Genomic DNA, 14,016 nt, shown 5'->3' with positions numbered 1-14,016 from the left:
GCCAAAGCATTTCTTGCAAGAACCCCATACCTTAAGTTTTCAAGGTTAATTGCATCCATTAGATGCTGGGTTTTTAGACTGGTTGAATACCCTGCCAGTAGAGTTATTATAGCATTTCCTTGCCTTGTGCCTTGTATCCCCATACCTATTGGTAGGGGCGTGTGCGGCAATTTCCGGTAACTATCGGTAGAGAAGTGAATCATTCTTTGCACCAACTGCCTTGCTCAATACTGAAACTTGCATCAATTGATCCACAATTGATCAAAAAATTTACACCAATTTCAGTAACAATTCAGCACTTCAAGACCCAGATGGCAATTGTAAGTTCACTAAATTCCGTAAATTAACGGATATCTAGATGTAGTTAAACTAAAGCTACCATAAAACCAATCGACTGGTAAAGCAATTTTTTCGTTTTCCGGCCGTTGCTGTCAACTGACCCTCTTGAGAGGATACCACCAAGCCTAACAATTTCGGTCAATCCTCTAAAACTCGTTTAAAATCAAACTGTCTTCCCTGCAACAGCGTCAAAATGCTAGAACTTCACTGTCACACCACCTATTCCGATGGCACACTGACTCCCAGCGAATTAGTGGAAGCAGCGATACAAGCCGGAGTCAAAGCGATCGCTATCACCGACCATGATACACTTTCCGGTTGGCAAGAAGCCTTTGCTGCTGCTAAAGACGCCGATATCGAAATTGTTCCCGGAGTCGAATTGTCTACAGTTTATAATGAGCGATCTTTGCATATTCTCGGATTTTACCCGAATAAAAATAAACTCTACAATCCCCTCAAAGAACGCTTAGAAGGACGCAAAAGACGCGCTCAAAAAATTATTAATAAATTAGCCGAACTCGGTTATCCCATTGAATTACCCCCGATGGGAGAAGGAATAGCTGCCTCTCGTCCTCATATTGCTAAAGCTTTGGTACAAGCAGGTTACGTTGAATCTCAAAAAGAAGCCTTTGACAAATGGTTAGGTGATGATCAAAGTGCCTTTATTCAATATGAAAAATTTTCTTCAGAAGAAGGCATTAAACTTTTGCTAGATTGTGATGCAATTCCCGTTTGGGCGCATCCTTATTTGTTTCGGGGAGGAGAAGTTGAAACGGTGTTAAAAGAATTGGTTCAAGCCGGATTAATGGGAATTGAAGTTTATCATCCCAGTCATACCCCCGAACAAATTCAGCATTTAGAATTCCTATGTACTGAGTATCATTTACTGAAAACGGGTGGCAGTGACTATCATGGTTCAGGAGGAACAACTTTAAATCAATTTAATTTGTCCTTGGAACTGCTCGAACAGATCAAACAAAAAGCCACCCATTTTGTAGAATAATGGGAAGTGAATCTTCACTTCAATCAAAGACAGAAATCTGACAAGAATCCAATCAACATCTTAGGAATAATCAAGCCATGACTTATCATGTAGTTTACGATGGTAATTGCAATTTGTGTGTCACTTTAGTACAATTTTTAGAGAACTTAGATCAAGGTCAGCAATTTCAATATATCCCCATGCAAAACGAAGCAGAACTTAAGCGCTTTGGGATTACATCAACAGACTGTGAACAGGGGATGATTTTAATAGATGCTAACAACCCCGAGCGTCGTTGGCAAGGTAGTGATGCAGCAGAAGAAATTGGGAATTTATTACCCGCAGGAAATCTATTTGTCAGTGCCTATCGGGCTTTACCTGGGCTAAAATGGACAGGCGATCGCTTTTATGAACAAGTCCGCGATAATCGTTATCAGTGGTTTGGTCAGCGTGAGAGTACCTACAATTCAGCTTACCCCAGTTGTGATAGCTGTCAAAAAAATTAGGGGTTGCGCGATCGCCATCATTGAGAGTATAATGCTACCCATCACCTAAAACTAACTGTGGGCTGCTGTCTCACCGTCCGGAAAATTTCTGTATTGCTGGTATAGGTGTGTCGATTGGTTGTTACGTCAGGTCAGCCGAAAGCTTAGATTGCAAGTTAGCTAAAAGCTTTAATCTTCTGCAAAACCTAGTTCTTCAGGTCTGACTTAGCACTACTACCAATGTACATACACATACTTAGGCATACATTACATATTGCGGGTCGTGAGACATTAGCTGACATATTGATGTAAAGTGTTCTGGATTTGAATTTATTAGTTTCAAATGGAAATGCTATATCTAAGTTTTAGATAGCATTCCTTTGAAGCAACCTTGATAATGACTTCTATTTTTTGGAAAGAAGCCATTAATTTTCGAGAAGTTCATAACAGAATACTTCGTTAGTGCTAGGTGAGTTAACCGTCAATAACTTCACTGAGACTAAAGCTATGAATACCAACAAAAATCAGTCGAACAACTCACAAAAGTTAGAAGCAATTTTTTGGGATTATGAAAATGTATCTCAATGTAATATCGCCTCAGATTTGTTAAAATTTGCTCGTCAGCGAGGATATGTTGTGACTTTGAAAGCTTACAGTTGTCAGTGGAATGAAAATGCTAAAAATCATTTAGAAAAGCTAGGTTTCGAGTGTATTCCGGTACCAAATACTGATAAAAATAAAAATGCGGTAGATCATTTTTTAGGAGTTGATTGTGGGATTACAATTGGTCAGAATGGTTTATTGCAAACGATTATATTAGTAACAGGAGATTGCTATGCTCAGGTGTTACAGGAAAGACTGAAGCAAGACAACATAAAATTAGTTGTGTTTTCACGAAAAAAAAGTTACTGTAAATCTTTAGAGAAAGAGGTTGATGAATTTTACTACATAGAAGAACTTCCTGAATTAGTGAAAAATCTTTCTTCTGAAATTCCTTCAACAGAATCTTACATTAGTTATGAAGATGCGGTAAAATGTCTGATAGAAGCCATACAAACTGCTGTTAATAGCGGGAAATCTGCTACAGTCGGTTACATTGGGAAATTAATGCACGATAATCCCAATTTTCCCAATTATAAAAATGTTTCATCAATCCGTAAACCGGATGGAACCAAGTTTTATAAATTTAGTAAATTTTTAGAGACACTCATTGATCAAGGAATGATCAAAAAAGTCAATCAAGAGATCCTATTAGTTCAGGATCTAAAATAGAATGAATGCTCGTCACAGATGATCTGGGTTAAAAATCCTCACTTTGTTGCAGAGAATCATTATTAAATGATAAACTGCTCAGAGTGAGGAAACAAAAAAATCTATGATCTGAAGTGTGAAACGAGTAGAAAACATTGAAAATGGATAAACTTCCCATAATAAAAGATGAAAAACTCCGCTTACGGGCTTTAACCCATCGTTCCTATGTTAACGAACATCCAGGAGACGGAAAAGATAACGAGCGCTTAGAATTTTTAGGAGATGCAGTTTTAGGATTTATTGTCGGTGAATTACTTTATCATTATAATTCAGAAGAACTCAGCGAAGCCAAAATGACTCGTTTAAGAGCCGCATTAGTTGATGAACAACAACTGGGAAAATTTGCGGCTCAATTGGGGATGGGAGAAATCATGCGACTAGGAAAAGGAGCCATTCGAGATGGGGGCTACCAAAATCCTGCATTACTCAGTGATACGTTTGAAGCCTATATTGGTGCTTATTATCTAGATGCTGGAATAGAGAAAGTCCGAGAATTTATTACGCCTTTGTTTAAAAAAGTTGCGGATCAAATTATTGGCATAAACGCCGAAGAAAAAGATTCTGAAAGTTTAATTGATTCAAAAAATCGATTTCAGCAATGGGCGTTAGCAGAATTTGGTGAAAATCCAAAATATGTTATTGTTGATCAATTCGGCCCTGATCATGCCAAAGAATTTATCGCAGAAGTACGGGTTAGAGATCAAGTCTATGGTTCAGGAAAAGGGCGTCGAAAACAAGATGCTCAAAAAAAAGCCGCAGAAGCAGCCTTAAAAAAAGTGGGAATTGTTTAGAGAGGGAACAGGGAATAGGCAAAGCCTGTCACTGGTGACTGTAAACTGAACTAGGCTAGCATTGCTAACTCAGGAGTGTGTTGAGTTTCTTGGATGAGATATTCTAAGAACGTCTGAGCGACGACAGAGAGATGTTTTCCACCGAGATAAACCACATACCAACGACGTTGAATGGGGAAGTGCTGAACATCTAAAATGGTTAATTCTCCAGACACATTTTCCCAAACAAGCGTGTGCTTAGAAAGAACGGAAATTCCCAAGCCGCCAGCGATCGCGTGTTTAATGGCTTCATTGCTTCCGAGTTCCAAACGAACGTGTACTTTAACTTTGTGTTTGTCCAACAAGTTTTGTACAGCTTTTCGAGTTCCTGAACCCGGTTCTCGCATGATGAACGCTTCACCTGTGAGTTGTTTAATGGGGATATTTCTCTGTTTAGCAAGAGGATGATCGCGACGAGCCACCACAACTAAGGGGTTATCGAGAAAAGGCTCGGCACAGAGATCGAGATCTTCTGGAGGTTGACTGAGAATATAAAGATCATCGAGGTTATCTTGCATACGACAGATGATTTCCTGATGGTTGTTCACCTGAAGGGAAACATCAATTCCAGGATACTTTTGACAAAACGAACCGAGAACTCGAGGAACAAAATATTTAGCCGTCGTCACAACCGCCAAACGAAGTTTTCCTTGCTTCATGCCTTTCAAGTCTGCCACTTTCATCTCAAAGTTGTCGAGTTGCTCAAAGATGTCGTGACAGGTTGCGGATAACTCCCGGCCGGCTGCTGTGAGATAGAGTTGCTTACCAATTTGTTCAAACAAAGGTAAGCCAACCGCCTGAGTTAGTTGCTTGACTTGGCTAGAAACTGTGGGCTGAGTGATATACAACTCTTCGGCGGCTTTGGTAAAACTGCCGTGACGAGCCACAGTCTCAAATACTTTAAGCTGATGTAGGGTTGCCTGGATCAAGAACTCCTCCTTTGATTAGATACGGTTTGCGATCGCTATAAGCAATTGAAATATGAAGAAGGTTGCGTTCTATTTCGATTTTAATGGTATGCTAACCATAGACGTAAGTCAATCAATAATAAAATAACGATAGACTGGTGTCTATTTAAGCATTTACTCAGATTTCACAAACCCATGCAGATTACAAATCGAATCCATTTCAGGAATCTACAAGGTGACATTTTTGGAGGAGTCACCGCCGCAGTCATTGCCCTGCCAATGGCTCTAGCCTTCGGGGTCGCTTCTGGTGCAGGAGCAGCAGCAGGCCTTTGGGGTGCAGTTCTAATCGGTTTCTTTGCCGCTTTATTTGGAGGAACACCCACTCTCATCTCTGAACCCACTGGCCCGATGACCGTTGTGTTTACGGCTGTTGTTGCAAGTTTCATGGCATCAGACCCCGAAAACGGGATGGCAATGGCGTTTACCGTTGTGATGCTAGCGGGGATTTTTCAAATCGTGTTTGGGGTGTTGAAATTGGGTAAATACATTACCCTGATGCCCTACACCGTGATTTCCGGGTTCATGTCTGGAATCGGGATCATCCTGATTATTCTTCAAATTGGGCCGTTTCTCGGACAAGCGAACCCCAAAGGCGGGGTACTGGGAACGTTGCAAAACCTACCCAACCTAATTGCCAATATCAATCCCGTAGAAACCCTTTTGGGTGCGCTAACCATTGGGATTATCTTCTTCATGCCCCAAAAACTGAAGAAGTTGATCCCCCCTCAATTAATTGCTTTAATTGCAGGAACTCTGATTTCTCTGCTGTTATTTTCAAATGTGGAAATTCGTCGCATTGGCGAAATTCCGATGGGCTTACCTGCTATTAATCTGCCCACTTTCTCCCTAGAACAGATAAATCGGATGTTAATTGATGGTTTAGTTCTGGGGATGCTGGGTTGTATTGACTCTTTGTTAACTTCTGTAATCGCCGATAGTTTAACTCAAACTCAACACGACTCAGATAAAGAACTGATTGGTCAAGGTCTTGGTAACTTCGTCTCTGGACTGTGTGGCGGTTTACCAGGTGCTGGTGCAACAATGGGAACCGTTGTTAATATCCAAGCGGGGGGTCGCACGGCGGTTTCCGGTTTAACTCGCGCCTTAATTTTATTAGTCATTGTCTTAGTTGCGGCACCTTTAACTCAAAGTATTCCGATGGCGGTTCTAGCGGGAATTGCCCTGAAAGTCGGTATTGATATTATCGACTGGAAATTCCTCAAACGCGCTCACAAACTGTCAATTAAAGCGGCTGCCATCATGTATGGTGTGGTGTTGCTGACGGTCTTCTATGACTTAATTATCGCGGTTGGCGTTGGGGTTTTCGTGGCAAATATGCTGACCATCAAACGTCTAGCAGATATTCAAGCCGAACAGGTAAAAGCTGTTGATACACACAACGATGAAGTTCTCGTCAATGAAGAAGTCAAACAGTTAATGAAACAAGCCAATGGTCGTATTCTCTTACTTGATCTCGGTGGCCCGATGAGCTTTGGTGCAGCAAAAGCCATTACTCAACGTCAAACCATTTTAGATAATTATCAAGCGATCATCATTGACTTAAGTAAGGTGCCGCTTCTCGGTGTAACCGCAACATTGGCGTTAGAAAAAATGATCGACACCGCCTATAACAAGTCGATTGATGTTTATATTGTCGGTGGTGAAGATAAGGTGACAAACCGCCTCCAACGCTTTAATATCTTGGATCGTTTACCTCAACAAAATCGAGTTGCAACCCGGGTTGCTGCTGTACGGCGTGCTATGGCTATTATCAATGGTGAAAACTTTCAACCTGAAAGCGATGATGGTCAAGGAATGAATGACTATCCCATCACTCCACCTGATACCACAGCACTGCAAAAATCTTGATTGTCTAGCCCCGATTTTTAACTCCTAATATTCTCCCTATATCGGGGCTTTTTCCTAATCCTCTTGAGATCGATCTCAACAATCGGGGGCAGAAATCCCTTCACAACTCAAATGTTTCTGCCCCTTCTGTTTTTCCAATAATTCTGGGTGTGATATTTTCCCCAATTGGAAATCAATATTGTTAACCCAACTGATTTTGCTCACTAAGTAATTTCATTCAGAATCATGCTAGAAAATTTAGGATTTCCTCTCACTTTTCCTATCTTTGCAACCACCACAGAAGCTGAAAATTCTACCGTAGTGTTAACGGCTGTTCTCCTCAGTTTGGTTATCGTTTATATTGCCAGCAAACTCGGCGGAGAGTTATCAAAACGTTTAGATTTACCGCCCGTTTTAGGTGAACTGATTGGCGGCGTTATTGTTGGAACTTCTGCACTTCATCTGTTAGTTTTTCCTGAAAGTGGTGCAACGGCTTCAGATTCTTTATTAATGACATTTTTGCAGTCAATTAGTGATTTGAGTCCTGAGTCAGTCACCTCAATTTTTGCCAGTCAAAGTGAAGTTGTTTCTGTTTTAGCCGAATTAGGAGTGATTATTCTCCTGTTTGAAATCGGTTTAGAATCAGAGCTTAGAGAACTGCAAAAAGTCGGTTATCAAGCGGCAGTTGTGGCGGTTGTTGGTGTTGCCGTACCCTTTGCCGCAGGTACTATAGGACTGATGTATTTCTTTGGCGTTCCATCAATTCCTGCTATTTTTGCCGGGGCTGCATTAACAGCAACTAGCATCGGAATTACCTCAAAAGTTCTCTCAGAAATAGGACATCTCAAGTCAAAAGAAGGTCAAATTATTGTTGGGGCGGCTGTCATTGATGATGTTCTCGGTATTATTGTTTTAGCCGTTGTTGCTAGTTTAGCTAAAACAGGCGAGATAGACATTCTCAACGTTGTTTATCTGATTATTAGTGCCACCGCTTTTCTACTCGGTTCCATTTTACTCGGGAAATTCTTTAATACCTCTTTTGTGGCGATCGCAGATCGTCTACAAACGAGAGGACAGTTAGTGATTCCGGCGTTTACCTTTGCCTTTTTGATGGCATTTTTAGCCAATGCGATTCATCTTGAAGCCATTTTAGGGGCGTTTGCTGCGGGGTTAGTTCTCGATGAAACTGACAAACGCAAAGAACTTGATAAACAAGTGATTCCCATTGCTGACATTTTAGTTCCCATTTTCTTTGTAACCGTTGGCGCTAAAGCAGATTTAGGCGTATTAAATCCCGCAGTTCCCGCTAACCGTGAAGGCTTAATTATTGCCACTTTCTTAATTGTTGTTGCCATCATTGGTAAAATGGTTACAGGCTGGGCGGTTTTTGGTCAACCCCAAATTAACCGTTTAGCCATTGGCGTCGGAATGATTCCTCGGGGTGAAGTCGGTTTAGTATTTGCAGGAATCGGTTCGGCTAGTGGCGTACTCAGTAAACCCCTAGAAGCTGCTATCATTATCATGGTGATTCTGACGACGTTCCTTGCACCGCCCTTTTTGCGGTTTGCCTTTAAAAAGTCTGTACAATCAGACGAATCTGCTATAGAGTACAAGGGGAATCTCTAGACCGTTTTCATCCTAGAACCTCAGATCAGGTCGGTTGAAGCTTTAGACTCATCCCTCATTGTATCAATTGATTTGAATTCATAAACCAGAGAACGGTCTGTTGTATATTGACAACTGTTCTCTGGTTTTGGTGTTTCGCTTGATAGAATACTGAAAATCAAGTCTGTTAGAGGTAAGCTATTGAAAATTTAAGTTTCTGAATTTTCCCCTAATCTAATTGTTATTTTATGTCTTCTTAAAGGTCATTAACGATCTTGAAAGCAAATCCCATCAAGAATAAAAATGGATAATTTTTTACAAGCAATTCCAAATAGTCCAGTTGTTACCTTTACCATTTTGATTCTCGTCTGTTTAACGATTCCCCCAATCTTTGAAAGATTGAAACTTCCGGGATTAGTTGGGTTACTGGTTGCCGGAGTTGTTTTAGGAAAAAACGGATTTCAACTGCTGGACTCTGACTCTGAAACCATGAAACTTTTTGCAGACATTGGTAAAATTTATCTGATGTTTGTAGCCGGTTTAGAAATTGATTTAGAAGAATTTAGACGCACAAAAAATCGCTCATTATGCTTTGGAATAGCCACTTTTGCAATTCCTCTCACAACAGGAACATCCATCGGCTTAATGTTTGGTTTTGGGTTAAATGCTTCGATTTTAATTGGTTCTCTCCTCGCCTCCCATACCCTGCTGGCCTATCCCATTGTTAATCGTTTAGGAGTAGTCAGAAATGAAGCAGTAACGGTTAGTATTGGGGCAACAATTATTACGGATGTTTCTGCACTTCTCGTTTTAGCAATTTGTATCTCTATTCATGGTGGAGAATTTTCAGCCCTTTCTCTGATTATTCAACTTATAGCATTAGCTCTTTATTCTGCTATCGTTTTATTGGGTTTAGACTGGGCAGGAAAAGAATATTTTCGCCGCACGGGAGATGAACAAGGAAATCAGTTTTTGTTTGTTTTATTAGCAGTTTTTCTGGCTTCTGTCGGCGCACAAGTGATTAATATTGATAAAATTGTTGGGGCGTTTCTCACCGGACTTGCTGTTAATGATGTTTTAGGTCACAGTCCCGTTGAAGAAAAGGTGGAATTTTTGGGAAGTACCTTGTTTATTCCCTTTTTCTTCATTGACATGGGATTACTGATAGATATTCCAGCATTTGTAACCAGTCTAACTACGGGATTAGGCTTAACACTGGCTATCGTTTTAGGATTAATCGGCAGTAAATTTCTAGCGGCTTTTTCTACCAAACTGCTCTACAAATATAATTGGAATGAAACCCTAACCATGTGGTCACTTTCCCTTCCCCAAGTTGCAGCTACCTTAGCAGCCGCTTTAGTTGGGGTAAATGCAGGTCTTCTCAGTCAAGAACTCTTTAATAGTGTGATTGTATTAATGCTGGTTACTTCCATTTTAGGCCCTATTCTAACAGCCCGTACAGCCAGAAATTTAACCATACCCAAAGAGAATTTAGAACCAAAATCGGAAGATTGGGTATTAGGAATTGAACCTGTTGAACCTTATTCTCCTCCTAAAACAGGAAGTCAATTGACCGGATGCAAACTCAAAAATAGATTTACAGTTTTAGTTCCTGTCTACAACCCCCTCTCCCAACGATATTTAATAGAAATGTCGGCTTTATTCGCCCGTCACGAGTCGGGTATCGTTGTTCCTCTATCGATTACTCAAGCCCATGCTCACATGGACGCACCGCAGTTAAATCTAGCCCTAGAACAAAGCGATCGCCTGTTAGAACGATGTGTCGAAGTCGCCAGAGAATTTCTGGTTGAAGCTAAACCCAAAGTTCGCATTGATGATGATGTTGCAGAAGGAATTAGTCGCTCTGCTCGTGAACAAAATGCTAACTTAATTGTCATGGGTTGGAGTGCTTCGACAGCCAGTTTACGGGCGCGGTTATTTGGCAGTTTAGTTGATAATGTTTTTTGGTCTTCTCATTGTCCGGTAGCAATGGTCAAGCTATTAGATGAACCCGTTAATATTCGCAGCATTTTAGTTCCCGTTAAAAATATCACGCCCCAAGCCATTAGAACAGTCCGTTTCGCTCAACTGTTTGCTGATGCCAATCAGGGGAGAATTGTTTTATTACATATTTGCGATCGCGGCACCTCCTCCACACAAATTGCTCAATTTGAATCAGAAATGGCAGAGGTTTTAGCCCAAGGAGGGCCTCAAGTTCAGGCTAGAATTAAAACCGTCGCTTATGATGATGTCGCTAAAGTGATCATCAGAGCGGCGAAGTCTTTTGATCTCGTCGTTTTGCGTTCGATGCGTCGTCGTACTGCTGGCGGTTTAGCAGTGAGTGATGTAACCACTGAGGCGATTAAAAAACTAAATTGTTCTATTGTTTTATTTGGAGAACCCCATTCTTAAAGTGATATTCATAGAAAGAATATTAGCCAGGTTTCTTACCGCATCCACTCAATCTCTAAATAATTCTTCTAAGTTCTGCCGCCCATGCACAACCCGCAAAATTTCAACAGTTTCTCCGACTGCGCGATAAAGAATGATGTACCCGTCTAGGGGTAATCCGCGCAAATCTGTTAATAAATGCCGATAGCTTTTCCCCATGTAGGGAAACTGTGTTAAATATTGACATTTGCGGTTAAACTCTTGAAAAAACTGCTCTCCAGCTATGATATTCCGCTCTAAGAAATAGTCCGCAATCTCATTCAAATCATAACTAGCAGATGGCGATATCCGATACTGACTCACTCTGGTTGTACTCCTTTCGCCTGTTGAAACCGCTCCAGAATTTCTGAAACGAACATCTCGCCATCTAAACCTTCGCCCCGTTCGAGTTCTAAAGCGGCTGCTTCGACTTTGGTACGGGTTTCTGTGAGCCAGTCTTGATACTCGGTTTGTAATTTCTCCAGCAAACGAAAGGCGACATTGACGACTTCATCGGGATGGGTGAAGTTGCCACTGGCTAACTGTGCAGCAATAAACTTCTGTTGTTGCTCGTTTAAAGTGATTTGCATGGCTTTCTCCAGAAACGGGGTTTCTATGATAATGTCTGCATACTAGCAAAAATTTTAGTCAGAAAGCCTGTTTCTCGTCCCATCCATGCCCCAGAAACCCGGTTTCTCAGGTAGCTTGGGTAGAAAAACCAGTTCAAAGAAACAGGTTCAACCACCCCTAAAAAGAGTAGCCCTCCTCCTCAACCGTCAAAAATTAAAGCATAGCTAATCTGGTTTCTCATAAGATTTACTAAAATTTGCCGCAACTTGGCAGGGAGATGATCTGGAAGACTGCCTAAATATCGTTCATCCAATTTAGTCATAAACCGTTTAACAGTGTATAATACCTAAAGTCAATATTGTGAGTTGATGCACAGTTTATTAAATCAAGAGTAATGTTTGAACGATATAAAGATGATAGGCATACTCTATTTCACGGCGATGCCCTTCATATTTTGTCGAGTGAGATTTCTTCTAATTCTGTAGATCTTATTTTTATCGATCCTCCCTACAATATTGGAAAGCGTTTTTCAAATTTCTACGACAAATGGGAATCAGAAGAAGACTATGCAAATTGGGCTTATAAAATGCTCGATGAATGTCTGCGAGTCTTGAAGCCCAACGGAACGTTATATGTGATGACAAGCACTCAAGCAATGCCCTACTTTGATCTTTACTTAAGGCAAAAAACAGTAATTTTGAGTCGAATTGTTTGGCATTATGATAGTTCTGGAGTGCAAGCCAAAAAATATTTTGGTTCGATGTATGAACCAATACTTCACTGTGTTAAATTGAAAAAATTTCCATATTAGACTATAATTTACAGTTAAGACTGTCATAGGAGTCAAAGTTATGTCTCGATTTATCAAGCATTTAGAAGCGATTGGAATACATGGAAGGTTTGATATCAATCTTGATTTTGAAGATGGGATTAATATTATTCATGGAAGTAATGGCACAGGAAAAACAACTTTATTACATATTCTTGCTAATGCAGTTAATGAAGATTTTAGACGTTTTGGGTATTTAGAGTTTCAAAAATTAACCATTACATTAGATGACGAAACAGAAATAAGAATAGAACAGCAGCATTCTTCAAATTCTAATCTCGAAACCTTAACGACGATCTATATTGACAACCAAGAAGCAGATTCTTACCATTTTTCAGAATTATTAGAAGAAGAAAAAGAAGAAGAAAACAGTGAAAATTTTCTTGTTGGACGTGATCATCCATCATCCTCTAAAAAAAAGCCAGATATTCATTTAAAAGCAACTTATTTTCCTGCTTTTAGAACAATGATTGAGGCATGGGCTACATTAGATGAAAATGAAATTAGATATTTTGCCCGAAGATCACCTAATTTTAGAAAAGTTCTAAGAAGTTCAGCAAGATCAACCGAATTAGCTCGTATTCTATTTGGCAAATTCGTTCCTAGACTTAAGTATCCTTCACCGATAGAAATAGAAGAACATATTAATTCAGAATTAACAGATGCTCAATTAAAAATAGCAAGTCTTGATAGAAATTTGCTTTCACAAGCTTTTATTCAGTTTTCCAAAGCTATTTCTCAATCATCTAAGACAGACGATAATACAAAAGAGCCAGAAGAAGTTATTACAGAAATAACAGAACTTTCAGAAAAATTGCAAAATTCACCTTTTCAAGTTACCCGTGATAACTCAGATAATGTTTATGAAAAATTAATAGAACAGTTGAGATCTTTTGAATCAGATCCAAAATACAAAACTATTGCTAGTAGAGTTTTATCAGTTTATAAAGATTCTCTTCAAAAAAGACTGGATGCACAAACACAAGCTTATTCTAATATTGAAAGATATCTTAAATCTGTCAATAAATTTTTAGAGAGAAAGCAATTAAAAATAGGTTCTACAAGCTCACCTCGAAGCAGATCGACATTGGGTGTTAAAATAGGTAATGAAGAAGCCGTTCATAGCCTACAAATTTTATCATCTGGAGAAAGACAAGTAGTAGGTTTAATTTATGCCGCCAGTCACATGACCCGTGGTGGTAGGGTTGTTTTAATTGATGAACCAGAAATTTCACTTCATATCGATTGGCAACGTAAATTATTACCAGAAATGGTTGAACAACTCGGTGAAAAACAACTAATTATTTGTACTCATTCTTCTGTTATTGCATCTAAATATCGAGATAGAATGATAAAACTTGAACTACAACCAACAGCAAACGCTAATATAAATACTGATACCCTTGAAAATGAAGATAAAACGTATATAATACTAGATGATGATTTTGAAAGAATTCCCTTTTAAATTTTTGGATAAGGTATCGACTTTATGAACGGATTACAGCTAACTCCTGAAGAATACGTTACTGAAATAATTATGTCAGAGGACAGGTTTTTATTGCTAGAAGGATCTGATGATGAGGATTTTTTTATTCTTATTTATAATCTTTTAAGGAACAATGAAGCTCGGATTTCAGCAGAAAAATTAGATTTATTAAAAAATATTATTATTGATACTGCGGAACGAATACAAGGAGAATTAGGAAATAGAGCTAAGATAGAAAAAATATGTGACTTAGTTGCCCAAGAACCATCAAATGTTAACAATAGAGTTTTAGGCTTTGTTGATCGAGAATTTAGGGAATTTGAATATAGCAAT

The 14,016-nt window shown here is 39.5% G+C and carries 13 protein-coding genes; 10 read left to right on the top strand and 3 right to left on the bottom strand.

Features of this window, described 5'->3' with window-relative positions; genetic code table 11:
- Positions 1–532: 532 nt before the first annotated feature.
- The 4 genes from WN50_RS30375 (at position 533) to rnc (ending at position 3,908) form a co-directional block, all read left to right on the top strand.
- Positions 533–1,342: a PHP domain-containing protein gene (locus WN50_RS30375; RefSeq protein ID WP_046280154.1), complete on the top strand. Its 810-nt coding sequence runs from the start codon at positions 533–535 to the stop codon at positions 1,340–1,342.
- A 77-nt stretch (positions 1,343–1,419) separates the two neighbouring features.
- A complete protein-coding gene (locus tag WN50_RS30370; RefSeq protein WP_046280153.1) occupies positions 1,420–1,827 on the top strand; it encodes a thiol-disulfide oxidoreductase DCC family protein in 408 nt (135 codons plus the stop codon).
- Positions 1,828–2,313: 486 nt separating this feature from the next.
- A complete protein-coding gene (locus WN50_RS30365) occupies positions 2,314–3,078 on the top strand; it encodes an NYN domain-containing protein (RefSeq protein WP_046280152.1) in 765 nt (254 codons plus the stop codon).
- A 140-nt stretch (positions 3,079–3,218) separates the two neighbouring features.
- On the top strand, positions 3,219–3,908 hold the full coding sequence (gene rnc / locus WN50_RS30360) for a ribonuclease III (protein ID WP_046280151.1): 690 nt from the start codon (positions 3,219–3,221) through the stop codon (positions 3,906–3,908).
- Positions 3,909–3,958: 50 nt separating this feature from the next.
- Here the strand turns inward: rnc and WN50_RS30355 are convergent, their stop codons facing one another.
- Entirely contained in the window at positions 3,959–4,876 is a 918-nt protein-coding gene (locus tag WN50_RS30355; protein ID WP_046280150.1) for a LysR family transcriptional regulator, read from the bottom strand.
- A 174-nt stretch (positions 4,877–5,050) separates the two neighbouring features.
- On the opposite strand from WN50_RS30355, the gene bicA reads away from it, so the two are divergent.
- The 3 genes from bicA to WN50_RS30340 all read left to right on the top strand — a co-directional run bounded on the left by bicA (position 5,051) and on the right by WN50_RS30340 (position 10,780).
- Positions 5,051–6,784: a bicarbonate transporter BicA gene (gene bicA, locus WN50_RS30350; protein ID WP_046280149.1), complete on the top strand. Its 1,734-nt coding sequence runs from the start codon at positions 5,051–5,053 to the stop codon at positions 6,782–6,784.
- A gap of 225 nt (positions 6,785–7,009) precedes the next feature.
- Positions 7,010–8,389: a cation:proton antiporter gene (locus tag WN50_RS30345; RefSeq protein WP_046280148.1), complete on the top strand. Its 1,380-nt coding sequence runs from the start codon at positions 7,010–7,012 to the stop codon at positions 8,387–8,389.
- Between the two features lie 282 nt (positions 8,390–8,671).
- On the top strand, positions 8,672–10,780 hold the full coding sequence (locus WN50_RS30340) for a cation:proton antiporter (RefSeq protein WP_046280147.1): 2,109 nt from the start codon (positions 8,672–8,674) through the stop codon (positions 10,778–10,780).
- Positions 10,781–10,828: 48 nt separating this feature from the next.
- On the opposite strand, the gene WN50_RS30335 is transcribed toward WN50_RS30340, so the two are convergent.
- Both WN50_RS30335 and WN50_RS30330 read right to left on the bottom strand, forming a co-directional pair.
- Positions 10,829–11,122, bottom strand: a complete 294-nt coding sequence (locus WN50_RS30335; RefSeq protein WP_046280146.1) for a type II toxin-antitoxin system RelE/ParE family toxin — start codon at positions 11,120–11,122, stop codon at positions 10,829–10,831.
- The gene (locus WN50_RS30330; RefSeq protein ID WP_046280145.1) at positions 11,119–11,388 is read right to left on the bottom strand and encodes a ribbon-helix-helix domain-containing protein; all 270 of its coding nucleotides are present in this window, start codon (positions 11,386–11,388) and stop codon (positions 11,119–11,121) included. The genes WN50_RS30335 and WN50_RS30330 overlap by 4 nt, the downstream gene beginning before the upstream one ends.
- Positions 11,389–11,762: 374 nt before the next feature.
- On the opposite strand from WN50_RS30330, the gene WN50_RS30325 reads away from it, so the two are divergent.
- The 3 genes from WN50_RS30325 to WN50_RS30315 form a co-directional block, all read left to right on the top strand.
- Positions 11,763–12,179, top strand: a complete 417-nt coding sequence (locus WN50_RS30325; RefSeq protein ID WP_235441193.1) for a DNA methyltransferase — start codon at positions 11,763–11,765, stop codon at positions 12,177–12,179.
- Between the two features lie 40 nt (positions 12,180–12,219).
- Complete coding sequence (locus tag WN50_RS30320; protein WP_046280144.1) at positions 12,220–13,662, top strand: AAA family ATPase; 1,443 nt, start codon at positions 12,220–12,222, stop codon at positions 13,660–13,662.
- A gap of 24 nt (positions 13,663–13,686) precedes the next feature.
- Positions 13,687–14,016 (top strand): DUF4435 domain-containing protein (locus WN50_RS30315; RefSeq protein WP_152964981.1); only part of this gene is annotated, 330 nt, incomplete at its 3' end.

The organism is Limnoraphis robusta CS-951 (assembly GCF_000972705.2).
Note: the sequence above shows the minus strand (reverse complement) of the source record. Positions and strands in the feature narration are given on the sequence as shown.

What these genes read in the sequence shown, in the direction of transcription:
- WN50_RS30375 (WP_046280154.1), top strand. Translation starts at nt 533, where the DNA reads ATGCTAGAACTTCACTGTCACACCACCTATTCCGATGGCACACTGACT.
- WN50_RS30370 (WP_046280153.1), top strand. Translation starts at nt 1,420, where the DNA reads ATGACTTATCATGTAGTTTACGATGGTAATTGCAATTTGTGTGTCACT.
- WN50_RS30365 (WP_046280152.1), top strand. Translation starts at nt 2,314, where the DNA reads ATGAATACCAACAAAAATCAGTCGAACAACTCACAAAAGTTAGAAGCA.
- rnc (WP_046280151.1), top strand. Translation starts at nt 3,219, where the DNA reads ATGGATAAACTTCCCATAATAAAAGATGAAAAACTCCGCTTACGGGCT.
- bicA (WP_046280149.1), top strand. Translation starts at nt 5,051, where the DNA reads ATGCAGATTACAAATCGAATCCATTTCAGGAATCTACAAGGTGACATT.
- WN50_RS30345 (WP_046280148.1), top strand. Translation starts at nt 7,010, where the DNA reads ATGCTAGAAAATTTAGGATTTCCTCTCACTTTTCCTATCTTTGCAACC.
- WN50_RS30340 (WP_046280147.1), top strand. Translation starts at nt 8,672, where the DNA reads ATGGATAATTTTTTACAAGCAATTCCAAATAGTCCAGTTGTTACCTTT.
- WN50_RS30330 (WP_046280145.1), bottom strand. Translation starts at nt 11,388, where the DNA reads ATGCAAATCACTTTAAACGAGCAACAACAGAAGTTTATTGCTGCACAG.
- WN50_RS30325 (WP_235441193.1), top strand. Translation starts at nt 11,763, where the DNA reads ATGTTTGAACGATATAAAGATGATAGGCATACTCTATTTCACGGCGAT.
- WN50_RS30320 (WP_046280144.1), top strand. Translation starts at nt 12,220, where the DNA reads ATGTCTCGATTTATCAAGCATTTAGAAGCGATTGGAATACATGGAAGG.